This is a genomic window from Rhodococcus pyridinivorans (genome assembly GCF_900105195.1).
Classification (GTDB): Bacteria; Actinomycetota; Actinomycetes; order Mycobacteriales; family Mycobacteriaceae; genus Rhodococcus; species Rhodococcus pyridinivorans.
On the sequence record NZ_FNRX01000002.1, the window covers coordinates 1,023,690 to 1,048,861 of the forward strand.

General features: G+C 67.6%; 22 protein-coding genes. 14 read left to right on the forward strand and 8 right to left on the reverse strand.

The annotated features are described in order from the left end of the window. The first annotated feature begins 123 nt into the window (after positions 1–123). Both BLV31_RS05480 and BLV31_RS05485 read left to right on the forward strand, forming a co-directional pair. Complete coding sequence (locus BLV31_RS05480) at positions 124–960, forward strand: DUF6319 family protein (RefSeq protein WP_064060875.1); 837 nt, start codon at positions 124–126, stop codon at positions 958–960. A 48-nt stretch (positions 961–1,008) separates the two neighbouring features. Beyond that, positions 1,009–1,671, forward strand: coding sequence for a chymotrypsin family serine protease (locus tag BLV31_RS05485; protein WP_006550994.1), 663 nt, complete (start codon positions 1,009–1,011; stop codon positions 1,669–1,671). 34 nt (positions 1,672–1,705) lie between these two features. Here BLV31_RS05485 and ilvD read toward each other — a convergent pair whose 3' ends face one another. Together ilvD and BLV31_RS05495 are read right to left on the reverse strand one after the other, a co-directional pair. Next, positions 1,706–3,403 (reverse strand): dihydroxy-acid dehydratase, encoded by a 1,698-nt coding sequence (gene ilvD / locus BLV31_RS05490; protein WP_064060861.1) that lies wholly within the window; start codon positions 3,401–3,403, stop codon positions 1,706–1,708. Next, positions 3,400–3,966, reverse strand: coding sequence for a TIGR03086 family metal-binding protein (locus BLV31_RS05495; protein WP_064060860.1), 567 nt, complete (start codon positions 3,964–3,966; stop codon positions 3,400–3,402). Before BLV31_RS05495 ends, ilvD begins: the two co-directional genes overlap by 4 nt. A 114-nt stretch (positions 3,967–4,080) precedes the next feature. On the opposite strand from BLV31_RS05495, the gene BLV31_RS05500 reads away from it, so the two are divergent. After that, positions 4,081–5,085, forward strand: coding sequence for an aldo/keto reductase (locus tag BLV31_RS05500; protein ID WP_064060874.1), 1,005 nt, complete (start codon positions 4,081–4,083; stop codon positions 5,083–5,085). Positions 5,086–5,125: 40 nt separating this feature from the next. Further along, the gene (locus BLV31_RS05505; RefSeq protein WP_064060859.1) at positions 5,126–6,400 is read left to right on the forward strand and encodes an MFS transporter; all 1,275 of its coding nucleotides are present in this window, start codon (positions 5,126–5,128) and stop codon (positions 6,398–6,400) included. Positions 6,401–6,415: 15 nt separating this feature from the next. Here the strand turns inward: BLV31_RS05505 and BLV31_RS05510 are convergent, their stop codons facing one another. Continuing rightward, entirely contained in the window at positions 6,416–7,216 is an 801-nt protein-coding gene (locus tag BLV31_RS05510; RefSeq protein ID WP_064060858.1) for a crotonase/enoyl-CoA hydratase family protein, read from the reverse strand. 181 nt (positions 7,217–7,397) lie between these two features. Here BLV31_RS05510 and BLV31_RS05515 point away from each other — a divergent pair, with 181 nt between their 5' ends. The 7 genes from BLV31_RS05515 (at position 7,398) to BLV31_RS05545 (ending at position 16,048) form a co-directional block, all read left to right on the forward strand. Then, the gene (locus tag BLV31_RS05515; RefSeq protein WP_064060857.1) at positions 7,398–8,879 is read left to right on the forward strand and encodes an acetyl-CoA acetyltransferase; all 1,482 of its coding nucleotides are present in this window, start codon (positions 7,398–7,400) and stop codon (positions 8,877–8,879) included. Positions 8,880–8,962: 83 nt separating this feature from the next. Continuing rightward, positions 8,963–9,280, forward strand: a complete 318-nt coding sequence (locus tag BLV31_RS05520; protein WP_064060856.1) for a hypothetical protein — start codon at positions 8,963–8,965, stop codon at positions 9,278–9,280. After that, on the forward strand, positions 9,277–9,732 hold the full coding sequence (locus tag BLV31_RS05525; protein WP_064060855.1) for a Zn-ribbon domain-containing OB-fold protein: 456 nt from the start codon (positions 9,277–9,279) through the stop codon (positions 9,730–9,732). The genes BLV31_RS05520 and BLV31_RS05525 overlap by 4 nt, the downstream gene beginning before the upstream one ends. Beyond that, entirely contained in the window at positions 9,729–10,922 is a 1,194-nt protein-coding gene (locus BLV31_RS05530; protein ID WP_064060854.1) for a thiolase C-terminal domain-containing protein, read from the forward strand. The genes BLV31_RS05525 and BLV31_RS05530 overlap by 4 nt, the downstream gene beginning before the upstream one ends. Before the next feature lie 23 nt (positions 10,923–10,945). Continuing rightward, positions 10,946–12,406 (forward strand): aldehyde dehydrogenase, encoded by a 1,461-nt coding sequence (locus BLV31_RS05535; protein WP_081263427.1) that lies wholly within the window; start codon positions 10,946–10,948, stop codon positions 12,404–12,406. A gap of 43 nt (positions 12,407–12,449) precedes the next feature. Then, positions 12,450–14,873: a CaiB/BaiF CoA transferase family protein gene (locus tag BLV31_RS05540; protein WP_064060853.1), complete on the forward strand. Its 2,424-nt coding sequence runs from the start codon at positions 12,450–12,452 to the stop codon at positions 14,871–14,873. A 305-nt stretch (positions 14,874–15,178) separates the two neighbouring features. Then, positions 15,179–16,048, forward strand: coding sequence for an SDR family NAD(P)-dependent oxidoreductase (locus BLV31_RS05545; protein ID WP_064060852.1), 870 nt, complete (start codon positions 15,179–15,181; stop codon positions 16,046–16,048). 54 nt (positions 16,049–16,102) lie between these two features. On the opposite strand, the gene BLV31_RS05550 is transcribed toward BLV31_RS05545, so the two are convergent. Both BLV31_RS05550 and BLV31_RS05555 read right to left on the reverse strand, forming a co-directional pair. Continuing rightward, positions 16,103–17,254 (reverse strand): acyl-CoA dehydrogenase family protein, encoded by a 1,152-nt coding sequence (locus BLV31_RS05550; protein WP_064060851.1) that lies wholly within the window; start codon positions 17,252–17,254, stop codon positions 16,103–16,105. Between the two features lie 50 nt (positions 17,255–17,304). Next, entirely contained in the window at positions 17,305–18,474 is a 1,170-nt protein-coding gene (locus BLV31_RS05555) for an aromatic ring-hydroxylating oxygenase subunit alpha (protein ID WP_064060850.1), read from the reverse strand. A gap of 203 nt (positions 18,475–18,677) precedes the next feature. On the opposite strand from BLV31_RS05555, the gene BLV31_RS05560 reads away from it, so the two are divergent. Together BLV31_RS05560 and BLV31_RS05565 are read left to right on the forward strand one after the other, a co-directional pair. Continuing rightward, the gene (locus tag BLV31_RS05560) at positions 18,678–19,670 is read left to right on the forward strand and encodes a GNAT family N-acetyltransferase (RefSeq protein ID WP_064060849.1); all 993 of its coding nucleotides are present in this window, start codon (positions 18,678–18,680) and stop codon (positions 19,668–19,670) included. A 274-nt stretch (positions 19,671–19,944) separates the two neighbouring features. Further along, positions 19,945–21,432, forward strand: a complete 1,488-nt coding sequence (locus BLV31_RS05565; protein WP_064060848.1) for an aldehyde dehydrogenase — start codon at positions 19,945–19,947, stop codon at positions 21,430–21,432. A gap of 87 nt (positions 21,433–21,519) precedes the next feature. Here the strand turns inward: BLV31_RS05565 and BLV31_RS05570 are convergent, their stop codons facing one another. The 3 genes from BLV31_RS05570 to BLV31_RS05580 all read right to left on the reverse strand — a co-directional run bounded on the left by BLV31_RS05570 (position 21,520) and on the right by BLV31_RS05580 (position 23,931). Continuing rightward, entirely contained in the window at positions 21,520–22,155 is a 636-nt protein-coding gene (locus BLV31_RS05570; RefSeq protein WP_064060847.1) for a TetR family transcriptional regulator, read from the reverse strand. A gap of 77 nt (positions 22,156–22,232) precedes the next feature. After that, positions 22,233–23,108 carry an alpha/beta fold hydrolase gene (locus BLV31_RS05575; protein WP_064060846.1) on the reverse strand — a complete coding sequence of 292 codons (876 nt, stop codon included), beginning with the start codon at positions 23,106–23,108 and terminating at the stop codon, positions 22,233–22,235. Between the two features lie 31 nt (positions 23,109–23,139). Continuing rightward, on the reverse strand, positions 23,140–23,931 hold the full coding sequence (locus BLV31_RS05580; RefSeq protein ID WP_064060845.1) for an SDR family NAD(P)-dependent oxidoreductase: 792 nt from the start codon (positions 23,929–23,931) through the stop codon (positions 23,140–23,142). A gap of 110 nt (positions 23,932–24,041) precedes the next feature. Here BLV31_RS05580 and BLV31_RS05585 point away from each other — a divergent pair, with 110 nt between their 5' ends. After that, positions 24,042–25,004, forward strand: coding sequence for a PDR/VanB family oxidoreductase (locus BLV31_RS05585; protein ID WP_064060844.1), 963 nt, complete (start codon positions 24,042–24,044; stop codon positions 25,002–25,004). The last annotated feature ends 168 nt before the right edge of the window (positions 25,005–25,172 follow it).

Consider the following 25,172-nt stretch of genomic DNA (forward strand, 5'->3'; position numbering starts at 1 on the left):
GCCCCGGGCCCATGCGCGCGGCAGGTCGTATCGAACAGGTGTACAGGCGTGTCGTACGGATGTGCGACAGTGACCGACATCGAAGCCCTGCCGACCCTTCGGCGAACCGAGAAAGGACGTCGCATGTCGCCCCGCAGACGCGCGGACCACCTGACGGAGGAACAACTCGGAGAGCTCGGTGCCGCTCTCGCCGAGGGGCGCCGCGCGACCGTCTACCTCGTCGAGGGCATTCCGAGTCTCGGCATCGACCCGGGGACGTCGGCGCGGGTGGTATCGATCAGCGGCAGCACCGTGATGGTGCGGCCGAAGGGCGTCGACGACGAGTTGCCGTTCGAGACCGACGAACTGCGCGCCACCCGCGAGCCGGCCGGAACGAAGCGCGCACCGACGAAGACCGCGCGCACGTCCGGTGGTGCGAAGCCCGCTCCGGCGAAGGCAGCTCCCGCGAAGGTGCCACCTGTGCAACCCGCGACCCCACGGGCTACCGCATCCAGGCCTGCTGCACCGAAGCCTGCTCCCCAGAAATCCGAGAGCCCAGCAGTCGCTGCGGTTCCCCGCGCCCAGGAGAAGAAGCCCGTGACCCAGACGACCCCCGCTTCGTCCGACACTCCCGCCTCCCGGCCGCCGGCACCGGCGAAGCCGAAGGCCCCGGCCCGCAAAGCGAAGAAGGCGCCGTCGATCACGATCACCGTCACGATCGACCCGGAGAACGAGTGGACGGTGGGGGTCGCGCACGGCACCCGCAAGGTCGGTAAGCCCGCAACGGTCGCACCCGACGCCGTCGAACGTGCGGTGAAGGAACTCGGCGATCCCACGGCCACCGAGGCCGTCCAGTCGGTGATCGAGGAGGCGCGTCGCGCGGCCGAGGAGCGGGTCGCGCAGCTCAGCCGCGAGCTCGAGGAGGCCCGTCAAGCTCTGGAAAGCTTGGGCGCAACCCGGAAATCCGGCGGAAACCTCTAGTACGCTCAGCCCGACGGCTGCCGGACGGCGCAGCGCAGGAGGGCCTCCATGTTCAGAAAACTGGTTGTTGCAATCGCGAGCGCGGTCGCGCTGGTCGGCGCGGGTTCCGGGGTGGCCGTCGCGGCTCCTCCGGTCACCCTCGGTGGCGGTTCGGGCATCACTCTCGGAGACAACGGGCAGGACATCTTCGACTGCACGCTCACCACGATCGGCAACGACGCCGCCGGACGCCTCGTGGGTCTCACTGCCGCGCACTGCGGCTCTCCCGGCATGACGGTGAAAGCCGAATACGACCTCGCTGCCGGCTCGGTGGGCCGCATCGTGTCGACCAACGAACGGCTCGACTACGCCGTGATCGAGTTCGACCGGAGCAAGGTCGTTCCGGTCAACCGCGTCGGCAACGTGACGATCACCGGCCTCGGTGCCCCCGCGGGCTTCCCGAACATCGCCTGCAAGGAAGGCCGCACCACGGGCAACACCTGCGGCATCGTCTGGGGCGACGTGTTCGGCTCGCAGGAGACCTGGACGCAGGTGTGCGTCATCGAAGGCGACTCGGGCGCACCGCTCGTGGTGGGCACGACGCTCGTCGCGATGGTCAACGCCTACCTGCTCGCGCCGTGCGCCGGCCCCGAGGTCGGAACGAACATCGACGTGATCATGGCCGACATCAACGGTCGGGGCGGGCCGGGCGCAGGTTTCCGTCCGATCTAGCAGCACCCCCGGAGCGGGAGGGTTCACCCGACCCTCATCCGCACACCGCACCGTTCGATGCGGAACCGACCAGCTTCGTGTACTTCGCCAGTACACCCCGGGTGTAGCGCGGCGGCAGTGGCTCCCAGCCCTGTCGCCGCGTTTCCATTTCCTTCTCGTCGACCAGCACGTCGAGCAGGCCGTTCGAGACGTCGAGACGGATCCGGTCGCCGTCGCGGACGAAGGCGATGGGGCCGCCGTCGACGGCCTCCGGGGCGACGTGCCCGACGCACAACCCGGTGGTACCACCGGAGAATCGTCCGTCGGTGAGCAGCAGGACGTCCTTGCCTAGCCCGGCGCCCTTGATGGCGCCCGTGATCGCGAGCATCTCGCGCATACCCGGGCCACCCTTGGGGCCCTCGTAGCGGATGACCACCACGTCGCCGGCGGTGATGGTGCCGTCCTCGAGCGCATCCATCGCGGCCCGTTCTCGTTCGAAGACCCGCGCCGTTCCCTCGAAGACCGACTCGTCGAAGCCCGCGGACTTCACCACCGCTCCGCCGGGAGCGAGGCTGCCGCGAAGGATCGTGATGCCGCCGGTGGGATGGATCGGGTCGCTCAGGGCGCGCAGCACCTTGCCGTCGGGGTCCGGGGGCGCGATGCCGGAGAGGTTCTCCGCGACGGTCTTCCCGGTGACGGTGAGGCAGTCGCCGTGTAGCAGACCTGCGTCGAGCAACGCCTTCATGATGACCGGGACACCGCCGATGTGGTCGACGTCCTTCATCACGTGCCGGCCGAACGGTTTGACGTCGGCGAGGTGCGGCACCCGCGCGCCCACGCGGACGAAGTCGTCGAGGCTCAGATCCACCTGCGCCTCGTGCGCGATCGCGAGCAGGTGGAGCACGGCGTTCGTGGATCCCCCGAAGGCCATGACCACCGCGATGGCGTTCTCGAACGCCTCCTTGGTGAGGATGTCGGACGCGGTGATGCCGCGCTTCAGCATCTCGACCACCGCCTGACCGCTGCGCCGGGCGAAACCGTCACGGCGACGATCCGTCGCGGGCGGTGACGCGCTCCCCGGCAGCGACATGCCGAGCGCCTCGGCCGAGGCGGCCATCGTGTTCGCGGTGTACATGCCGCCGCAGGCACCTTCGCCAGGGCAGATGGCGCGTTCGATCGCGTCGAGGTCGGTCTCGGACATCAGGCCCCGCGCGCACGCCCCGACCGCTTCGAAGGCGTCGATGATCGTCACGTCGCGTTCGGTACCGTCGGACAGTTTCGCGATGCCCGGCAGGATCGACCCGGCGTACAGGAAGACGGCGGCGAGATCGAGGCGGGCCGCGGCCATGAGCATCCCGGGCAAGGACTTGTCGCATCCCGCGAGCAGCACCGAGCCGTCGAGCCGCTCGGCCTGCATCACCGTCTCGACGCTATCGGCGATGACCTCGCGGGACACCAGGGAGAAGTGCATGCCCTCATGCCCCATCGAGATCCCGTCGGACACGGAGATGGTGCCGAATTCGAGCGGATAACCGCCCGCGGCGTGCACGCCCTCCTTCACCGATCGCGCGAGGCGTTCGAGCGGGAGGTTGCAGGGGGTGATCTCGTTCCACGACGACGCCACACCGATCTGCGGCTTGCCCCAGTCCTCGTCTCCCATCCCCACCGCACGGAGCATGCCGCGCGAGGCGGCCTTCTCCATGCCGTCGGTGACGTCGCGGCTGCGGGGCTTGATATCGGGTCGGTCCGTCATGACGCCTTCCTGGGGTCGCGGCCGGTGAGGGCGATGAGCCGGTCCTGCGGGGACGCGTCGTCGGGGACCGGGACGGGATCGGCGAACAGACCGCTCGAGGCGAGCATGTCCTTCTGCGGTTCGATGTCGGCGAGCACGGCGTCGACGAGGTCGGCGTCGAGCATTTCGTCGGCACCGATGGCCCGGGCGAGATCCCAGGTGTGCACGGTGATGTCCGCGACCTGCTGTTTCATGTAGTCGAGGCACGGGACGGTGCCGTAGGACAGGTGGACCTCCTGGGACGGTGACGTCATCGCCCACGCGGCGGTCGCCTGCTCGGCGAAGCGTGCCCATTCGGCGGCGAGATCGTCCCCGATCGGTTCGAGTACGGCCTTCGCGTCGTCGAGGGAACGGCCGGAGAGCAGCGGCTGGATCCAGCGCTGCTCGTCGACCATGTGCCACACCAGGTCGGTGACGTCCCACTCGGTGTCCGGGGTGGGTGCGTGCCAGTCGCGGATCTGCGCGACACGGTCGTCGAACTCGCGACGCGCGGTTCGTTGCAGGGAAAGCCAGTCGGTCACCATGGATCTCAGCCTAGGGCGCGGGCTGCTCGGATCACGGCGATTTCAACTCCTGCGATCATGCGCGGGATGCGGGACGATCGGGAGTCGCACCGTGTCGTCGTCGAGGAGAAGTACATGCCTGTCCCCACCGTCCAGCTCGCGCCCGGTCTCGTCGTCAGCGCCCAGGGTTACGGCGCGATGTCCGTCGCCCCCGCATACGGCGAGGTGAATCTCGACGAGGCACTCGCGACCCTGCACCACGCCGTGGATCTGGGCATCACCTTCATCGACACCGCCGACGTCTACGGCGACGGCACCAGCGAGAAGGTGGTCGGCACGCTGCTCGCCGACCGGCGGGACGAGGTCCAGCTGGCGACGAAGTTCGGTCTCGTCGGCGCGGTCGGCGGCACGGGCACCGCCAACCGTCGCATCAACGGCCGTCCCGAATACGCGAAGCAGGCCATCGACGAGTCGCTCGGGCGTCTCGGCGTCGACCACGTCGACCTGTACTACCTGCACCGCGTCGATCCGGAGGTGCCGGTCGAGGACACGGTCGGTGCCCTCGCCGAACTCGTGCAGGCCGGCAAGGTGCAGCACATCGGACTGTCGGAGGCCACGGGTGACGAGCTGCGCCGCGCGCACGCCGTCCATCCGATCGCCGCGATCCAGTCGGAGTGGAGCATCGTCTCGCGCGACGTCGAACGGCACGTGGTGCCCACCGCCGCCGAACTCGGCATCGGCTTCGTGCCGTACTCGCCGGTGAGCCGGGGACTGCTCACCGACGCCTTCGATCCCGGACAGGTTGCCGAGAACGACCTGCGCAAGCGCTTCCCGCGCTTCGACGCCGAGTCCCTGCCGACCAACCTCGCGGTCCGTGAAGAGGTGCGGGCGGTTGCGAAGGAAGCGGACGCGACCATCGCGCAGATCGCCCTGGCATGGCTGGATGCGAAGGGTCACGAGTTCGGGTTGCCCTCGGTGTCGATCCCCGGCACGCGCTACGCGAATCGCGTCACCGAGAACGCCGGTGCGCTCGACGTGACGCTCACCGACGAGCAGGTCGCGCGGCTGGACCGTCTCGCCGACAAGGTCGCCGGTCCGCGTGCGGCCGACCCGACGTGGGTGTCGCTCGGTCGTGAGTAATTAGCACCGTTAACAGACCGCCGCGTATCGTCCTTGTGACATGAGGGCATGGCTGGTCTGGGGTATCGGAGTCTTCGCCTACATCGTCGCCGTCCTCCATCGGACGGCGTTCGGTGTCTCCGGACTCGCCGCCACCGAACGCTTCGAGATCTCGCCGTCGGTGCTGTCCGGCTTCGTCGTCCTGCAGCTCATCGTCTACGCGGGGATGCAGATCCCGGCCGGTGTGCTGCTCGACAGGTTCGGTTCGCGAAGGATGATCGCGACCGGCGCCGTGATCCTCGCGGTCGGTCAGGCGATCCTCGCCGTCACCGAGTCGTTGCCGGTCGCATATCTGGCCCGGGTACTGGTCGGTGTCGGTGACGCCCTGACGTTCATCTCGGTGCTGCGGCTCGTGCCGGTGTGGTTCGCTCCGCGCCGGGTGCCCGTCGTCTCGCAGCTGACGGGCATCTTCGGCCAGCTCGGCCAGGTGCTGTCGGCGGTGCCGTTCGTCCTGCTGCTCACCGGCACCGGATGGACGGCCGCCTACGGCAGTGCCGCGGCGCTCGGCCTGCTCGCGTGCGTCCTGGTGTTCGCGATCGTGCGTGACACCCCGCCGGGAGAGGCGCGGGAGGCCACGGCGTCCGGGCTGCGGGAGGTGATCGGCGGACTCGGCACGGTGTGGCGGCGTCCCGGCACCAAACTCGGCTTCTTCACCCACATGGGCACGCAGTTCTCGGTGACGACCTTCGCGCTCATGTGGGGCGTGCCGTATCTGGTCTCCGCGCAGGGTCTGTCACCCGCGGCGGCCGGTTCGATGCTCACGGTCTCGGTGGTCACGGCCATCTCCGCCGGACCCATCCTGGGGGTGCTGTCGGGACGTTTCCCTACCAGACGCTCGTGGCTCGTCCTCATGATCATCCTGGCCAGCGCCGTGACGTGGTCGGCGGTGCTCGCCCTGCCCGGACCCGCACCGCTGTGGCTGCTCGTGGTGCTCGTCGTCGTCATCTCGGTGGGCGGGCCGGGGTCGATGATCGGCTTCGACTACGCCCGCACCTTCAATCCCGGGACCGCGCTGGGCACGGCCAACGGCATCGTCAACATCGGTGGCTTCCTCGCGACGCTGCTGGTCGTGCAGACGATGGGCATCGTGCTCGACCGGCTCGGTGGTTACACCTTCGACGCCTTCCGCGTCGCGTGGTTCGCGCAGTACCCGATCTGGGTGATCGCGCTCGTCGGCGTGCTCGTGACCCGAGGACGCGCCCGCCGCGAGGCCGGCATCGAAGCCCGTTCGTTGCGGGCGGTCGTGGTCGACCGGTTCGGTCGCGGCAAACGCTGATCCTCGGGGAACTCGTCAGCGACCCTTCCAGACGGGCTGACGCTTCTCGGCGAACGCGCGCGGTCCTTCCATCGCGTCCTCGCTCGTGAACACGACCTTCAACGCATTGCGGTTGGCGTCCCACGCTGCGTCCTCCCAGTCGGGACTGTTGGCGGTCCGGTGGATCATCGCCTTCGATTCGCGGACGGCCACAGGGGCGTTCGCCGCAATGATCTCGGCCAGTTCGAGGGCGACCTCCAAAGCGGTGCCGGCAGGGGCAACCCGGTTCACCAGGCCCAGCTCCTTGCCCTGCGCGGCGGTGATGGGTTCACCGGTCAGTGCGAGTTCGAGAGCGACCTTGCGGGGGATCTGCTGCTGCATCCGGATCACACCGCCGGCGGCCGCGAACAGTCCGCGCTTGACTTCGGGCAGGCCCAACTTCGCCTCCTCGTCGACGACCGCGAGATCGCTGGCGAGCACGAGTTCGGTACCGCCACCGAGCGCGAATCCGTTGACGGCGGCAATGGTGGGCTTGGCGCTCCAGTGCTGGGCGTACCCCGCGAAGCCCCATTCCGGATGACCCTCGGCAGATGTGTCCTCACCGGCAGCCAGTGCTTTGAGGTCGGCACCTGCGCAGAACGCGCGACCGGCACCGGTGATCACCACGACTCGCACCTCGTCGTCGGTGTTCGCCTGCTCGAGATGGTTGCCGACCGCGGTGGCCAGAGCGCCGTTCACCGCATTGAGGGCGCGCGGACGGTTGAGGGTGATGAGTGCGACGTTGCCGCGTCGCTCGTACAGCGCGGCGGGTTCGGGGGTGGTCGTCTCGTCGGACATGTCTCGCCTCTCGATCACACGATACGGTCTATTTAACGATCGCTAAATGCCTATCACGGGGAGTGGGGTCGGTCAATCGCCCCTCTCGGCGCACTCTCGGGCTTGAGCCATTAATCTAATGCCATTAGCCTAATCGCGGACGGCAGGCAGCGCGAGAGCGCATACCGAAAGTGGTGCAACGGTGACACTCGATCCGAGAACCCCCATCCTGGTCGGCGGCGGCCAGATCAACGAGCGCGACGGAGGGGTCGAGCCCGTCGACCTCATGGTGCGTGCGGCCCGCGCCGCCGCGGAACAGGCCGGCTCGACGCGCCTGCTCGAACTCGTCGACTCGGTCCGCGTGGTGGGTCTGCTCTCGTGGCGCTACCGCGACCCGGGTGCCTTGGTCGGGGAGCGGATCGGCGCGAACGTCCGCCACACCGGCTACTCCGGCAACGGCGGCAGCACCCCGCAGGTGATGGTCAACGCCGCCGCCGAGGACATCGCCGCCGGTCGTGCAGACGTCGTGCTCATCGGCGGGGCCGAGTCGTGGCGCACCCGCACCCGGCTCCGCAAGCAGAAACTGCGCCCGGAGTGGACCGTGCAGGACGAGACGGTGCCCGCCGCGGAGATCCTGGTGACCGACGTGCCGATGGAGGCCGAGAGTGAACGCCGCATCGGCCTGGACCGACCTTCGTTCGTCTATCCGCTGTTCGAGCAGGCTCTGCGTATCACCGCGGGTCGCTCGCCGCAGGAACATCAGCGGTTCATCGGTGAGCTGTGGTCGCAGTTCAGCGCGGCCGCGGCCGGTAATCCGCACGCCTGGGTGCAGCGCGAGTGCGGCGCCGACGAGATCGCCCTGCCCTCGTCCGACAACCGGATGATCTCCACGCCGTACACCAAGCTGCTCAACTCCAACAACATGGTCGACCAGAGTGCGGCCGTCCTGGTGTGCTCGGTCGAGACTGCAACCCGTCTCGGAATCCCCAGGGAGAACTGGGTCTTCCCGCAGTCCGGTACCGAATCGCACGATACCTACGCGATCGCCGAACGGGCCGCCCTCGACCGCTCGCCGGCGATCCGCATCGCCGGGGCGCGGGCACTCGAACTCGCCGGCATCGACCTCGACGACGTCGAGCACGTCGACGTGTACTCGTGCTTCCCGTCGGCGGTGCAGGTCGCGGCGAACGAATTCGGGCTGCCGCTGGACGATCCGTCGCGGCCGCTGACGATCACCGGTGGTCTGACCTTCGGGGGCGGGCCGTGGAACAACTACGTCAGCCATTCGATCGCCGCGATGCTGACCAGGCTTCGCGAGAACCCGGGCTCCTACGGTCTGGTGACGGCCAACAGCGGCTACCTGACCAAGCATGCGATGGGCGTCTACCGGACCGAACCACCCGCCGGCGGCTTCCGGCGCCTGGACGTGCAGGCCGAGGTGGACGCGGAACCGACGACCCCGGCTCTGGTCTCGTACGAGGGTGTCGCGACAGCGGAGTCGTGGACCGTGGTGTACGGACGCGACGGTGAACCGGAGCGGGCGTTCCTCGCCGCGCGCACGCCCACGGGGGAACGCATTCTCGGGGCCGGTACGGATGCCGCAGATCTCGCTCGTCTCGCGACGGAGGACGTCGCAGGTGAGAAGGTCGCGGTGACCTCGGACGGCGTTTTCCGCCTCGCGTGACGTTGACGACATTTATCTAATGCCTTAAGTTAAATGTGTCAGTCGGACGCACCGTGAGTGCGTCCTCGATTCGAGGAGTTCCCGTGTCTGTCGAAGACTTTCGTTCTCTGTACGAACGGCATGTGGGCCATATCGTCAGCGGAAACATGAAGGCCGCGCTCGCCGACATGGTGCCCGAGAACCTCCCCCAGGTCTTCGATGGTGTCGACACCCCCCGTGCGGAGGTGAGGTCCCACCGCATCGCGGACGTCCGCGCCGAAGGCGACCTGATGATCGGCGAGGCCGTCTACGAGCTCGACGACCGGACCATCGGGCTGCGCTCGTACTGGGAGCAGCGCGACGGGCGTTGGCTCGCCGGAAGACTCGAGAATTTCGATGTGGAGAAGGACGTCCGGGCATGACTGCGATCGAACCTGCAACCGAGCCGTGGGGACCCACCCCCGACGGACTGGACCTCCCGCACTGGGAGCGACTCGTCGAGGGTGAACTCCGGCTGCAGCGCTGCAGCGACTGCCGCACCTGGATCTGGGGACCGCAGGCGATCTGCGGTTCCTGCCACGGATTCGACATCGGCTGGGAGAAGGTCGAACCCGCTGGCACGGTCTACAGCTGGCATCGCAGCTGGTATCCCTACATGGACGAATACGCCGGTCGGCTGCCCTACGTCACCGTCCTGGTCGAGCTACCGGGCGCCGACGGTCGCCGCGTGCTGGGCCTGCTCGTCGACGGCATCGACGAGGATCCGCGGATCGGCGACGAGGTGGTGGGCGCGATCGAACTCGACGAGGGTGCCCGGTGGCCGCTGGTGCGCTGGCGTCGTGTCCGCGCCGGCTCGGAAGGAGAAACCCGATGAGCGGACGGGGAATGCGCGGCGCGGCCGCGGTCGTCGGCGTCGCCGAACAGCACTACCGTCGCGGTGAGGCGCCGCACGGCGAGAAGCGGATGACCCTCGAGGCGATCCTCGCGGCATGCGCCGACGCCGGTATCGATCCCCGGCAGATCGACGGATTCGTCTCCTACGCCGGAGGTTCCAACGACGGCGCGATCATCGGCGGCGCGTTGATGATCGACGAACTGCGCTGGTCCAACATGATGTGGGGTGGGGGTGGTGGCAGCGTCGCCGCGGCCATCACCAACGCCGCGGCCGCCATCGCGACCGGCCAGGCCGAGTGCGTCGCCGTCTACCGCGCGATGTCCCAGGCCGACACCGGTCGACTCGGATACGCCAAGTACCACTACGGAAGTCATTTCCTCGCCCATGGCGTCGGCTCTCCGGCGCAGATCTGCGCCATGCGTACCCAGCGCATGCTCGAACACGGGGGAGTACCGCGGGAAGCGATGCGGTCACTCGTGCTCGCCGCCTACCATCACGCCCAGAACAACCCCCCCGCACAAGGTTACGGGCGCCCGCTCGACGTGGAGACCTACGAGAACTCCCGTCTGATCGCCGAGCCGTTCCACCTGTTCGACTGCTCGCGCGAGAGCGACGGTGCGGTGGCCCTGATCCTCGTGTCCGCCGAGCGAGCCCGCGATCTGCGGCAGGATCCGGTCTACCTCCTCGCCGGCGCCCAGGGTGCGCCCGGCGGGTTCTCCGAACTGATCGACAACGACCTCGGCGAGCAGTACATGACGGCCGGCTTCGGTCCGGCCAACAACGGGAAACCCGGTGTCGCCGAGCATTTGTGGGCCGCAGCCGGACTCGGCCCGGACGACGTCGACGTCGTGCAGGTCTACGAGAACTTCAGTGGCCCGGCCGTTGCGGCGCTGATCGACCACGGCCTGTGCCCGCCCGGCGAGGCGGCCGGCGGGTTCATGACGGTCGAGAACCTCACCGCGCCGGGCGGAAAGCTGCCCGTCAACACCAGCGGTGGCAATCTCGCCGACTCGTTCGTCAACGGCCTCAATCTCGCCGTCGAAGCAGTCCGCCAGATCCGCCGCACCTCCCCGAACCAAGTCGCCGGAGCGGAGACCTCGCTGTTCATCGGTGGCCCCATGGCCCCGTTGGTGAGCTCGGTGCTGTTCGGCAACGAAGACACTCTCTGACACGGCATCCGAAAGGGTACGAGATGACCACTGCGCACGCTGAGATCGCAGACCGGGACGAGTTGTTCGTCGGCGGCCGCTGGGTGACACCGGTGTCCGGTGGTTCCTTCGACGTGATCGAGGCGGCCACCGAGAAGGCGCTCGCCCGCACGGCACTCGCCTCGAACGCCGACGTCGATGCCGCGGTCGCGGCGGCCCGCGCCGCACTGGCCGGACCGTGGGGTTCGATGAACGGTGCCGAGCGGGCCGATCTGCTGGATCGGTTCGCCGTCGCGCTGAAGAGCCGTGGCCGCGACACGGCCCGGCTGGTCAGCCGGGAGAACGGCATGCCGATCTCGTTGTCCAACGGTGTCAACGGGATCGGCGCGGCAGCGATGTTCTCGTATTATGCGCGTCTCGTCCGCGACGACTCCGGCGAGGAGGTGCGCCCCGGTGTGTTCGGGGGGCGCACCGTGGTCCGGCGCGAACCGGTCGGCGTGGTCGCGGCGATCACGCCGTGGAACTACCCTCAACCGCTCGCCGCGATGAAGCTGGCTCCGGCCCTGGCCGCGGGGTGCACGGTGGTGCTCAAGCCCGCACCCGAGACCGCCCTGGATGCCTTCGCCTTCGCCGACGCCGCTGTCGAGGCGGGGCTTCCGGTAGGCGTCGTCAACGTGCTGCCCGCCGGCCGCGAGACGAGCGCCTATCTGGTGGAGCATCCCGGTGTCGACAAGGTCGCCTTCACCGGTTCCACCGCGGCGGGCCGGGCGATCGGCGAGGTCTGCGGCCGGTTGCTGCGCCCGGTCACCCTCGAACTCGGCGGCAAGTCCGCGGCGATCGTGACCGAGCAGGCCGATCTCGACGTGTTCGCCGGCAAGTTGCTCGAGGTCTCGCTGGTCAACAACGGCCAGACCTGCCACGCGAGCACCCGCATCCTCGCTCCCCGCGCGCGCTACGACGAGGTCGTCGAGGCCGTGACCGAGACGGTGCGAGCCCTGACGGTGGGCGATCCCCTGGATCCGGCCACGCAGATCGGCCCGCTGGTGTCCGCCGCGCAGCGCGAGCGGGTGCTCGGCTACATCGAGACCGGCCGCGCCGACGGCTACCGCGTCACCACCGGTGGGGGACGGCCGGCCTCGCAGGCGGTGGGCTGGTTCGTCGAGCCGACGGTCTTCGCCGATGTCGGCAACTCCGCGCGCATTGCGCAGGAGGAGATCTTCGGCCCGGTGCTGACGATCACCCCTTACACGGACGAGGACGAGGCGGTCGCGATCGCCAACAATTCGGATTACGGCCTCGGCGGCACGGTGTGGACCACCGACGAGCAGCACGGCCTCGAGTTGGCCGCCCGCATCCACACCGGCACCGTCGGCGTGAACCATTACGCACTCGACCTCGCGGCGCCCTTCGGCGGTGTCAAGGCCTCGGGTCTCGGTCGCGAACTGGGACCGGAAGGTCTGCAGCCCTACTACGCCGCGAAGTCGGTGTACTTCGGCACCCGCTGACCCCGGCAGCCGTCGTCACGAGCACAGGAGTTTGGAGCACAGGATGGCACTTCCTCTGCAGGGCGTCCGGGTACTGGACCTGACCGACGGATTCGGCGACACCGCCTGCCGTTTCCTCGCCGATCTCGGCGCGGAGGTCGTCCTCGTCGAGCGGCCCGGCGGATCGGCGTCCCGCTCGGCCCCGCCGATCCGGAACGGGGTGAGCATCCCGTTCGCGTTGCGGAACGCCAACAAGCTGGGTGTCGTCGTCGATCTGGACGACGAGGCCGGACGGGACCGGCTCCGCAGCCTCGCCGTGTCGTCCGACATCCTCATCGAATCGCTGCCCCCGGGCCATCTCGCCGCCCGCGGTGTCGGCTCCGCCGACCTACGCGCGGTGAACCCCGCACTGGTTGCGGTGTCGGTGACCCCGTTCGGACAGGATGGCCCGTATCGGGACTGGGCTGCGACCGAACAGGTGCTGTACGCGCTGAGCGGGGTGCTGTCGCGGTCGGGTGAACCCGGCGAACCGCCGCTCCTCCCGCCGAACGGGCTCGTCGCCGAGACCGTGGGTGCGCACACGGCGTGGTCGGCGCTGCTGGCCTACTACGACCGCCTGCACACCGGGCAGGGACAGAGCGTGGACATCTCGGCCTACGAGGTCGTCGTGCACGGATTCGACCCCGGTTTCGGCGTGCAGGGGTCGGCTGCGGCGGGCCGCTCCGAGGACTTCCCCCGGGGCCGCCCGGACGCCGCGAACTTCTATCCCGTCTACCGGTGCGCCGACGGGCAGGTACGGATCTGCCTCCTCGCCAAGCGGCAGTGGCGGGCGATGTTCGAATGGCTCGGGGAACCTGCGGAGTTCGCAGACCCGAAGTACGACACGATCCCGGCTCGGTTCGCGGCGGCCGACCGGCTCAATCCACTGATCGAGACCCTGTTCGCGCAGTACACCCGCGACCAGCTGGTAGCGGAGGGTGCGGCCCGGGGTATCCCCATCGGAGGGCTGAACGTGGTGTCCGAGGTGCTGATCACCGAACACTTCGAGGCTTCGGGAACGTTCGTCGACGCCGTGATCGCCCCGGGTCTCGAGGCACGGATCCCGTCCGGTTACGCCAAGATCGACGGTGCACGTGCGGGCTTCCGTTTCCGTGCTCCCGAACTCGGTGAGCACGACGAACTCGTCTTCGACTCCAGGCGGGACGAACCGTGCACCTCGATCCCTGCGCCTCGGCGGCCTGTCGGCTCGCGCCCGTTCGAAGGCCTACGCGTCCTCGACATGGGGGTCGTGGTGTTCGGCGCCGAACTCGGCCGCCAGTTCGCCGATCACGGCGCCGACGTGATCAAGATCGAGAACTCCGACTTCCCGGACGGATTACGGCAGTCCAAGCGCAAGGGCGCCCTCGCGGCGTCTGTGGCCTGGGGGCACCGCAACCGGCGCAGCCTGGGGTTGAACCTTCGTACGCCGGAAGGTGTGCGGGTCTTCAGGAAGCTTGCTGCCGAGGCCGACATCGTGCTGGCCAACTTCAAACCGGGCACCCTGGCATCGATGGGGTTGTCCTACGAGGAACTCGCGGCGATCAATCCGCGCATCATCGTCTCGGAGAGCAGTGCGTTCGGCAGCGTCGGACCGTGGAACACACGCCTGGGTTACGGTCCGCTCGTGCGGGCCGCGTGTGGGGTGTCGGCGCTGTGGCGGTACTCCGACAGTTCGGACGGACTGTGCGACGGCTCGACGGTCTATCCGGACCACATCGGCGGCCAGATCGCCGCAACCGCGGTGCTCGCCACTTTGATCGACCGGTTGCGGACCGGACGAGGCGCCGTAATCGAGATCGCTCAGGCAGACGTGGCGATCGTGGCGCTGGGAAATCAACTCGTCGCGGAGCACCTCCGGTCCGGATCGATCAGCGCTCCCGGCAATGCCGATCCGTATGCGGCACCGGCCGGCCTCTTTTCGGCGGCGGGGGACGACGAATGGTGTGTCGTGACCGTTCGCGACGATGCCGACTGGCGAGGTCTGTGCAGCGTGCTGAACCGACCCGAGCTGGTAGAGGATCCGCGTTTCGCGACTTCTGCGGCGCGCCTCGGATATCGGGACGACGCCGACCGCATCGTCGCCGAATGGGTTGCCGGTCGCGGCCCGACCGAGGCCATGCAGGCCCTCCAGGCAGGTGGTGTCCCGGCCGGCGTCATGCACCGCCTGCCCGAGTTGCTCACGGACCCCCAGCTCGTCGCCCGAGGCGCCTATACGGAACTCGAACACGACCGGCTGCCTGCGGCGCTGCCCACCGCTCGGCAGGTGGCCCACTTCGAGACCCTGCCGGTGTGGCCCCTGCGTCCGGCGCCGCTGCCCGGACAACAGACACGGGAGATTTGCGAGACAGTGCTCGGTATGAGTCCCGACGAGATCGACGGACTCGTCCGGGACGGTGTTCTGCAGCCGCCCGTCGACGATCCTGCCCAGCAGCTTCCGTCCCCCGCCTGATCGGCGGAGTCGACGTTCACGGAATCCTCTGCGGGGACAGAACTACCGGCATCGGCAGCCCTCCTGCCCATCTTCGGATGGGTAGGAGGGCTGTTTCGTCGGAGTCCATATTTCTTCCTTCTTTTTACAAAAATCGATTGACGTATCACGACTCATGTCTGTAACCTCGATCACAGCAACGTCGAGCGGACGCATTCTCGGAGTGCGGGGTTCCCCTCCCCGCAAGTCTCGTCGAACAACGTTGTCTTTCAAACCTTCCCACTGCACAGGTATCTCCCTGGAACACATCGAGCGAAGGAGCTCCCATGAAACTCGAAGGCAAGGTCGCGCTCATCACCGGCGCCGGCTCCGGCCTGGGCCGCGAGGCTTCCCAGCTGTTCGCGTCCGAGGGCGCGAAGATCGCGGTCGTCGACATCGACCCGGAGCGCGCCAAGGGCACGGTCGAACTCGTCGAGCAGCAGGGCGGTAACGCCGTCGCGATCACCGCCGACGTGCGCAGCGAACAGCAGGTGAACGACGCCGTTGCTGCAACCGTCGACGCATTCGGCAAGCTCGACATCGCCTGGGCCAACGCCGGAATCGTCTCGCGTGGCGGTGTTCCGTCCGTTGCGGGCGGTGAGCAGGTCGACTTCCAGGACCTCACCGACGCCGACTGGCAGGACGTCGTCGGCGTCAACCTGTCCGGCGTGTTCTACACGGCCAAGGCCGCCGTGCCCCACCTGCGTGCCAACGGCGGTGGCGTCATCCTCGCGACCTCGTCGGCCGCATCGTTCGCTGCGTACCACAGCATCGCGATGTACTCCGCCACGAAGGCCGGCGTCAACGGCATGGTTCGTGGCCTCAGCCTCGACCTCGGCAAGTACGGAATCCGTGTCAACGCCGTCGCGCCCACCCACGGCATGTCACCGAACTTCCTGGCGCCCGCCGGAACTCCGGTGGTCGGGCAGTCGTACGAAGAGGTCGCCGGTCCGTGGGACCCGGGCATCTCGCCGATCCCGCTCAAGCTGAACCGCCCACCCTCACTGGGTGACAACGCGCGTGCTGCGCTGTTCCTGGTGTCCGACGACGCCGCGTACATCACGGGTCTCACACTGCCCGCCACCGACGGCGGTACCCTGTCCCGCGTCGCGATGATGTTCCCCGAGGACGAGCTGAAGCCGACGCTCGAGTCCTGAGCCGAAAGGAGAAGGGGACCCGGATCACCGGGTCCCCTTCTCGTCTTCCCTATCTCAGGACTTCATGAGATCGCGATGGATGATCTCCTTCATGATCTCGTTGGTGCCGCCGTAGATGCGCTGGATGCGTGCATCGATGAACGCCTTGGCGACCGGGTACTCCATCATGTATCCGTAGCCGCCGTGGAACTGGACGCCGGCGTCGATGACGCGGCCCTGTAGTTCGGTCGCCCACAACTTCGCCTTCGATGCATCGACGGCGCTGAGTGTTCCCTTGTTGTATTCGCGGACGCACCGATCGATGTAGGTGCGTGAAACCTCCACCGCCGTCTGTAGTTCGGCGAGGGTGAAACCCATGCCCTGGAACTCACCGATCCGTTTTCCGAAGGCCGTACGTTCCTTCACGTAGTCGAGGGTCCATCGAATGACGGCCTCGGCGGACACCTGCGCTGCAATGCCGATGCCGAGGCGTTCGAGGGGCAGGCTCTGCATCAGGTAACCGAAGCCGGCCCCGAGTTCGCCCAGGAGATTCTCCTTCGGTACCCGTACGTCCTCGAAGAACAGTTCGGCGGTGTCCTGGGCGTGCAGCCCCACCTTGTCGAGTTTGCGTCCCCGCGAGAATCCGGACATGCCCTCTTCGACCACGAAGAGGCTGAAACCACGTGAACCCGCACTCGGATCCGTTCGAGCGAACACGATCACCAGGTCGGCGAGGATGCCGCTGGTGATGAAGGTCTTGGAACCGTTGAGCACCCAATGATCGCCGTCGCGCACCGCGGAGGTGGTGATGCCCCGCAGATCACTGCCGGCTGCCGGTTCGGTCATCGCGATCGCACCGATCGTCTCACCCGTGACGAAGCCTGGGAGCCAACGGCGTTTCTGTTCGTCGTTCGCGTGCCGGAGCAGATAGTTCAGGACGATGTCGTCATTGGTCGAGAAGCCCGACTGCAGCGCGGATGCGCCGACGCGTGCGATCTCCGACTGGATCACCACCCGGAAACGGTAATCCGTCTCCCCGGCTCCGCCGTATTCCTCCGGCACGGCGAGGCCGAGCAGTCCCTGTCGTCCGGCCGCGGTCCAGGTCTCGCGGTCGATCAGCCGGTCGGTGTCCCACTTCTCCACGTTGGGGACGACATATTTGTCCACGAATGCCCGGACGGAATTCCGGAACAGCTCGTGGTCCTGCTCGAAGAGATCGCTCTCCACAAATGCCTCCTGAGGCGGGCGCCCGTAGGCACCCGCCATGGTGTCGGTGGTCAGTCCTGGCCGACCAGTTTCTGGATTTCGCGTCGGAAGACCTGGTTGGCGACCTCGTTGCGGCCGAGGACCATGTTTCCGGCGTTGGCGCTGGTCATCGCGCGCTGCGAGTCGCGCAGAATCGGGAAGTCCTCGTTGTGCAGCACGGCGACGAGGATCTCGACGTTCTTGTCCCAGAGTCGGTTGTAGCGTTCCTCGGCCATCCCGCTGTTCTCGACCGTCGGGCAGATCAGACGGATCTCCATCCGGCACTGCTGCGGATCGGTCGGATGCGGGCGGAAGGTGAGCAGCTGGAAGTGATCCGGCTGCCGGAGCAGAGTGCTGTTGGGGCCTACGAAGTGGGTTTCGGTGGTGTGCTCGGCGAGGCTGCGGTCGCCGGGATCCTCTTCGATCCAGCGGTCGATCGTCTTGCGCAGGTTCATGAACCGGCAATGGTGACCGAAGTCCTCGAAGGACATGACGTTGGTGTGGATGTGCTTGGCCGCGGTGTTCGGATGCGCGTACTGGATGTGATAGCCGTCCAGGAAGGCGTCCTGCATGAGCTTCCAGTTGACGGGCTCCTCGAAGACCTGGACGCGCGTGGTCACGAGCGATCCGAGATCGTGCGAGGCCAGGATGGCGTCCATCTCGGGGCCGAGCCAGTCGGCGACGTCGATGGTCGCCTCGGCGTCGTCCACCACCCAGATGAACCCGTGTCGCTCCTCGGTGGGCAACTGCACGAGATTGCGCTTGTCACGGTCGGCCTCACCGAAGGTGTTGTCGCGGGTGATCGTGCGCAACGTGCCGTCGGTGTCGTACGACCAACGGTGGTACGGGCACGAGAACAGCCGGCAACGGCCCTTTTCCTCCTTCTCGACCATGGCGCCGCGGTGACGGCACTGGTTGACGAGGGTCTTGACGCTGCCGTCGCGCTGGCGGACGACGATGACGTTGTTCCGCGGCATCTGCAGGGTGAAGAAGTCGCCCGGCTTCGGGATCTCGGATCCGTGGGCGACGATCGTCGGAAGGCGGCCGAAGACGCGGTCCCGCTCGAGTTTCGCGACTGCCGGATCGACGAACTCGTTCGGTTCGAACCAGGTGAGGTGCTCGTACTCGTCGGTGGTGTCGTTGCGCAGATGATCGAGTGCGCGGCGAATGCGTTCCTCGGTGGGAATCCCGACCTCTGTCATGGGGCTGTCCTCCAGAGTCGTGCTGAAGCGTCGCCGGGTGGCCACGTCTTCGGCTGTCGTTCGGATCGTCGGCCTAAATCTAACTGATGTAGGTTTTAGTGTAAACCCTCGAATGCTTCCGGGAAGACCGTTCGAGGATTGCTCGAAATATCGATGACCATTAGATTCAGTGGTCACAGTCCGGTGTGTGAGGAGCGAACGGAATGATCTCGTATCAATGGTGTTCGGAGCTGGAACCGGAAGATCGGGACGAAGTCCTCGGCCTCGTCGCGGCGGCCGCTGACTTCGACGAGGAGGCAGGCTTCTCGAAGATTCACCCGGCCGACGTCACCGCCACGTCCGACGGGAGTGGGACGATCTTCCACCTCCCGGTCCAGGCGCGGCGCGACCTGAGCGCACGCGAGGACGCCCCGCTGGTTACCGTGGCCTATCTGCACCTGAAGGTCGACGCCGAGGGCTACGGCACCGTGCAATTCGTCGTGCACCCCGACTACCGCTCCCGCGGTGTGGCCACCACGCTCGTGGAGGAGATGGGCCTGGACGCCGCCGTCGAGGGTGGCTGGCAGGGGACCGGGGCGCACGCCCTCCGCTGCTGGGCGTACAGCACCCACCCTGCCGCCGACCGCCTCACCCGGCGGTTCGACATCCGGGCTGCCGGACGGTTATGGACGATCTTCCGGCACCTGTCCGGACCGTTCGCCCATTCGCTGGAGCCCGTCACGGAGTTCGACGACGCCACGATCGGCACCCCTCTCGCACTCGGGGACGCCGCGGCGCGCGAGGCGATCGATCACGTGCTCGACGCGTCCTCGCTCCCGGCGGTGCAACGCGAACGGCTCCTCGACGAGATCCGGCTCGGGAACGGGCATGTCGTCGTCGCCGAGGACGCGTCCGGCAAGCCCGCGGGATTCGTCTGGTACGACCCTGCGCTGTCGATGCATCTCGAACTGCGGGCCGCGTGGATCCGCGCGCTCGTCCTCGCCGACGCCGTCCGCGGATCAGGCCTCGGTGCCGGCCTGCTCACCTCGGCGCTCGGGGCGCTGCGGGGCGCCGGCGCTCAGGTCGGCCTCATGCGGATCGATCCGGACAACGCTGCGGCAGTGCGGATGTGCCGGCTCATGTGGTTCGAGCAGGAAGAGGAGCACTCCTGCTTCCAGGTGGGGGATTGGGTCGGCATTCCAGGCTTCCGGCGCTGACTGCTTTACGAAAAACGCTTTCTGTCAGGTGTTGACCTAAAGCTTGTAGGCGGATATCTTTGTGTTGCGGCTCACACACGCGGGTGGCCGGTCCGCACCGTTCCGGTGCGTTGTCTTCTCGGTCGCTCCGTACGTCGGAGCATGAGATCTCGTCGCGGAGAGGGCCCTCCACGGGTCTACTCGAAGGACGCCTCGCGCCCGCGTTACGTCACGGGAGTCCCCTTCCCTGTCGACGCCGGCTACAACATCCGCTGAACCGAAGGAGCTTTCGCACATGACCACTACCGAAGCGGCGACCCCCACGGTCCCGACGTTCGCAGACCGCGACAAGGTCTTCATCGGCGGCCGCTGGGTCGAGTCGACCGGCAGCGAGTGGGTCGACGTCGTCGACTCGTTCAGTGAGCAGCGTGTCGCCCGCGTCCGCACGGCCACCGCGGAGGACGTCACCCGCGCTGTCGTGGCTGCCCGCGAATCCTTCGACAAGGGCGAATGGGCGTCGAAGACCATGGAGGAGCGCGCCGCCGTCGTCGACGCGATCGCCGACGGCCTCCAGGCGCGGTTCGAGGAACTGACCGCCATCGGTGTCGCCGAGGTCGGCGTCCCGGTCGGCGTCAGCCATCAGACCCAGCAGATGATCGGCGGTCTCTTCCGCGCGGTCGCCGAGGTCGCCCGCAACTTCTCGACGTTCGAGGAACGCCCCCGGATGGGCGGTGGCGTCTCCCGCATCGTGAAGGAACCCACCGGGGTGGTCGCGGCGATCATCCCCTGGAACGGCCCGATCGGGAACATCGCGTTCAAGCTGGCCCCGGCTCTCGCCGCCGGCTGCTCGGTCGTGCTCAAGACGGCTCCGGACGCCCCGCTGTCGCCGTGCATCTTCGCCGACGTCATCGCCGAACTCGTCGAGCAGGGACGCATCCCCGAGGGCGTCGTAAGCGTGGTGTGCGCGGATCGCGAGGTGTCGGAGACACTCGTCACCAACCCCGATGTCGACCACGTCACCTTCACCGGCAGCACCGCCGCAGGACGCCGCATCATGGCACTGGCGAGCGAACGCATCGCCCGCGTGTCGCTCGAACTCGGCGGCAAGTCCGCGGCGATCATCCTCGACGACGCCGACATCGACCACGTCCTGCAGACCCTGCCCATGGGCGGGTGTCTGCAGACCGGCCAGGCATGTATCGCGCTCACCCGGGTCCTCGTGTCGAGGACGCGGCACGACGAGGTGCTCGAGGCTCTGAAGGCCGCTTACGGCGCTCTGCCGCTGGGTAATCCGTGGGAGCCCACGAACTTCCTCGGCCCCCTCGCCACCGAGCACCACCAGCAGCGGGTGCTCGGCTACATCGACATCGCGAAGGAGGACGGCGCGAAGGTCGTGCTCGGCGGTGGCGTCCCCGAGGGCCTCGAGAAGGGCTTCTTCGTCGCGCCGACCCTGCTCGACGGTGTCGCCCCCGACTCGCGGATCGCACAGGAGGAGGTCTTCGGCCCGGTGATCTCGGTGATCACCTACGAGGACGAGGAGGACGCGATCGCGATCGCGAACAACTCGATCTACGGCCTCTCCGGCGCCGTCTACACCGAGGACATCGACCGCGGTTACGAGATCGCGCGCCGCATCCGCACCGGCACGATCAGCGTCAACACCTCGGCCATGGACTTCTCGTTGCCGTTCGGCGGCTACAAGCAGTCCGGCATCGGCCGTGAGGGTGGCCCCGAGGGACTCGAGGAGTTCTTCGAGATCAAGACCGTGCACATGCCCGCCTAGGGACTCCACTGGGGTGGAAGAGCAACGGGGCCTCGCGATTCGCGAGGCCCCGTTGTGCATGCGGGAAACGAATACGCAGCGCCGTCCTCAGGATTGCTCGGCGTCGTCCTCGTTGCGCATCACGCCGTACAGGAAGCTGCGGATCATCTCCTCGAACAGTTGCTTCGAGGTCATCGCGTTCTCAGCGAGGGCTCGCGCGAGCATCGGCCGGGACTCGGGATCGACGTTCGGGAAGATGGTCGACTTCGTGCTCGGGGGGCGCATCGCCTCGGTCAGCACCGCGCCGAGCGTCAGACGCTCCATGCCGTCCAGGATCTGCACGTGCAACCGGGCGGGTACCCCCGAGGCCTCCAGGAAGGCCGCGGTCTCCTCATAGGTGCCGATGAGCACGTCGCGCGGCAGGTACTGCAGCAGGATCGGGGCCGCGTTGCGGTGCTTGAGGATCGATCGGCGCAGGTTGAGACTGAGCGTCACGAAGTACTCGGGCCAGTCCGGGCCGGGCTTGCGGCGGGGCATCGGGCCCGCGCCGGCGATCTGTCGTGCAACCGCGGAGAGGATCTCCGACTTGTCGGAGAAGTGGTGGTAGAGCGAGGGCGCGCGCACCCCGAGATGCTTCGCGAGACGCGGGAGACTGAAGGCTTCGAGTCCTTCGGAGTCGATGATCTCGATGGACGCGGCCACCGCGGCCGCGCGACTGATGAGCGGTTTCGACGGTCGGGCCATGTCTCGCTTTCGGCTGGTACGTCGGGCATCGATGCCCGGTGGCTGCCTGGAATGGTATCGGCTCTCGTCGGCAGGCCTCACGACGTGAGGACGGACCCCTCGAGGAACTCGATCAGGCCCGTGCTCAGCACGTCGTTGTCGTCGCCACTCACCATGTGCCCGGCTCCGCTCACGTCGATGTGCCGGGCCCCCGGGATCAGGTCGAGCAGTTCGTTCGCACCCTCGTCGCTGACGACGTCGGACTGGGCACCGCGGATCAGGAGAGTGGGGACGGTGACGGCGCGGGCGGCGGCCCGGGCGCGTTCCTCCCGGGCGATCTCCGCCGCGATCAGCTTCTCGCGGTCGGAGAGCAGCCGCGGATCCCAGTGCCAGTACCACCGGCCGCCCCGGTGGCGCAGGTTCTTGCGCAGCCCGTCCTTGCGGGGCGGACGCCGACGGTTCGGGTTGTACGCAATGACCGCCTCGAGCGCGTCGTCGAGGCTGTCGAAGCCGTCGAGACCGGCACGCATGAACTCGGTGATCCGGGAGATGCCCTCGAGTTCGGCCCTGGGGGTGATGTCCACCAGGACCAGGGCGCGGACGAGCCCGGGATCTTCCCCCGCCGTGACGAGCGAGGCCAGCCCACCCATGGACGCACCCACCAGGACGGGACTCTCACCGAGGGAGTCGGCGACCGCCCGGATGTCGCGGGCGTGGGCGTCGGGGGAATAGTCGCCGTCGGCGGCCCACTCGCTGTCCCCGTGACCGCGCGCGTCGATCGTGTAGGCCCGCCAGCCGTGCTCGGCGAGCCGACGGCCGGTGCGTTGCCACGAGTGCCGGGTCTGGCCACCGCCGTGCAGGAGCAGCACGGCCCCCTTGTTGCCGTGGTTCCCGGAGGCGTCGGGTCGCCACAGATCGGCGCTCAGACGCAGTCCGTCGCCCCGCAGGTCCATGGTCTCGGTGGAGATGGTCACGAGTCGAGCCCCCTTCGTCGGCGCGGGCAGGTCAATGTCCGGACGTTCCGCCGTCCACCGCGAGCGTCGAGCCCGTGACGTACCCGGAGGCAGGACTCGCCAGGAAGATCACGGCGGCGTCGATCTCGCGCTGAGTGGCGGTGCGGCCCAGCGAACTACCACGCAGGAACTCTGCGAGCGTATCCGACGACATCTCGGAGATGAGGTCCGTCTCGACGAAGCCGGGTGCGACGGCATTGACCCGTATGCCCTTGCGTTGCGCCCACTGGTGTGAGAGGTCGCGGGTCAGTCCGATCAGTCCCGCTTTGCTCGCGGCGTACGCGGCCTGGGGGAGAACCGACTTGATCAATCCGAGCATGCTCGCGACGTTGACGATGCTCGAACCGGGTTCCATTACTCGTGCACACGACTGGGCGGCCCAGTAGCTGCCCATGAGATTGACGTCGAGCACCGAGCGGAAATCTTCGGGCCGTTCATGTGTGGCCGGTGCGGCATGGGTGACACCGGCATTGTTGACGAGAATGTCGAGTCGGCCGAACTCCTCGATCGTGGTGCGCGCGACCATCTCGCACTGTTCCGGGTCGGTGACGTCGGTGGGAACGACGAGGCAACGACGACCGGCGTCCTCGACGGTCTCGGCGACAGCTTCGAGCCGATCACGTCGTCGTGCTGCGACGACCACGTCGGCGCCCGCCTCGGCGAGTGCCCGCGCGAAGCCGGCTCCCAGCCCGCTGCCGGCTCCCGTGACGACGGCGACACGGCTGTCGAGCCGGAAGAGATCGAGTACCGAACCCGTCTCGGGGGCGATGTCTGTCGAGGTCATGGGCGTCTCCCTGGGCTGTTGCGGAACGGACTCCCGGCGGACTGTTGCGTCCCATAAAACTAATTACATAAGATTATATGGCACGTGAAGTCCAGGGAAGCGAGACGCCGATGACTGCAGACCCCGCTACCGGCAACCGCAAGTTGCAGGTGATCGGCAAGGACGTGCTCGCGGACGGTGTCGTCGCCGTGCGACTTGCCGATCCGGACGGCAATCCTGTCCCCGCGTGGGATCCCGGTTCGCATATAGACCTCGTCATCGACGAATCGACCGTGCGGCAGTACTCGTTGTGCGGTGACGTCGAGGATCGCACGTGTCTGACGGTCGCCGTGCTCCGCGAGGAGAACGGCCGAGGAGGGTCGCGCTGGGTGCACGATTCGTTGCAGATGGGCGACCTCGTCGGCATCGGTGGGCCGCGCAACAACTTCCGGTTCGACACCACCTCCGACTGTCTCTTCGTCGCAGGCGGAATCGGCATCACGCCGTTGCTCCCGATGCTCCGCGCCGCCGACGCGGCGGGAGTGAACTGGCGGTTGTTGTACGGCGGACGAACCCGCAGCAGCATGGCCTTCGCCGACGGTCTCGCCACCGGTCATCCGGATCGCGTGGAGATCAGGCCGCAGGACGAGTTCGGGCTCCTCGATCTCGCCGGCACGCTCGACGCACTGCCGGAAGGCTCCTCGGTCTACTGCTGTGGGCCGGAACCGCTCCTGCAAGCGATCGAGGACGCATGTCGTGCCCGGATCGGAATCACCCTTCATGTCGAACGTTTCGCAGCCAAGGAACGATCCGCCGACGCGGTCGACGGCACCTTCGAGGTCGAACTCGCGCGATCCGGCGTCGGCATCACGGTCGGGACCGACGAGTCCCTGCTCGATGCTGTGTTGCGGTCCGGGGTCGACGTGCCGTTCTCGTGCCGGGAGGGGACATGTGGCACGTGCGAGGTTACGGTGATGCACGGAGAGCCCGATCATCGGGATTCGGTCCTGACCGAGGGCGAGCAGGCCGCGAACGACTGCATGATGATCTGCGTGTCCCGGAGTCGGACACCGAAACTCGTCCTGGAGTTGTAGACATATAACACGTCCGACGATGATCCGTGCGGATTATTTCAGTTTACAAAATATGATTGACGTCTCATGTAATACCGGATAGCGTGTGCGTCACGGAGTCGGGGGCGGCCGCCGCTTCGGTGCATCCCCTCGAAGTTCTTGCCGAACAACTTTGTTCGGCAGAACTTG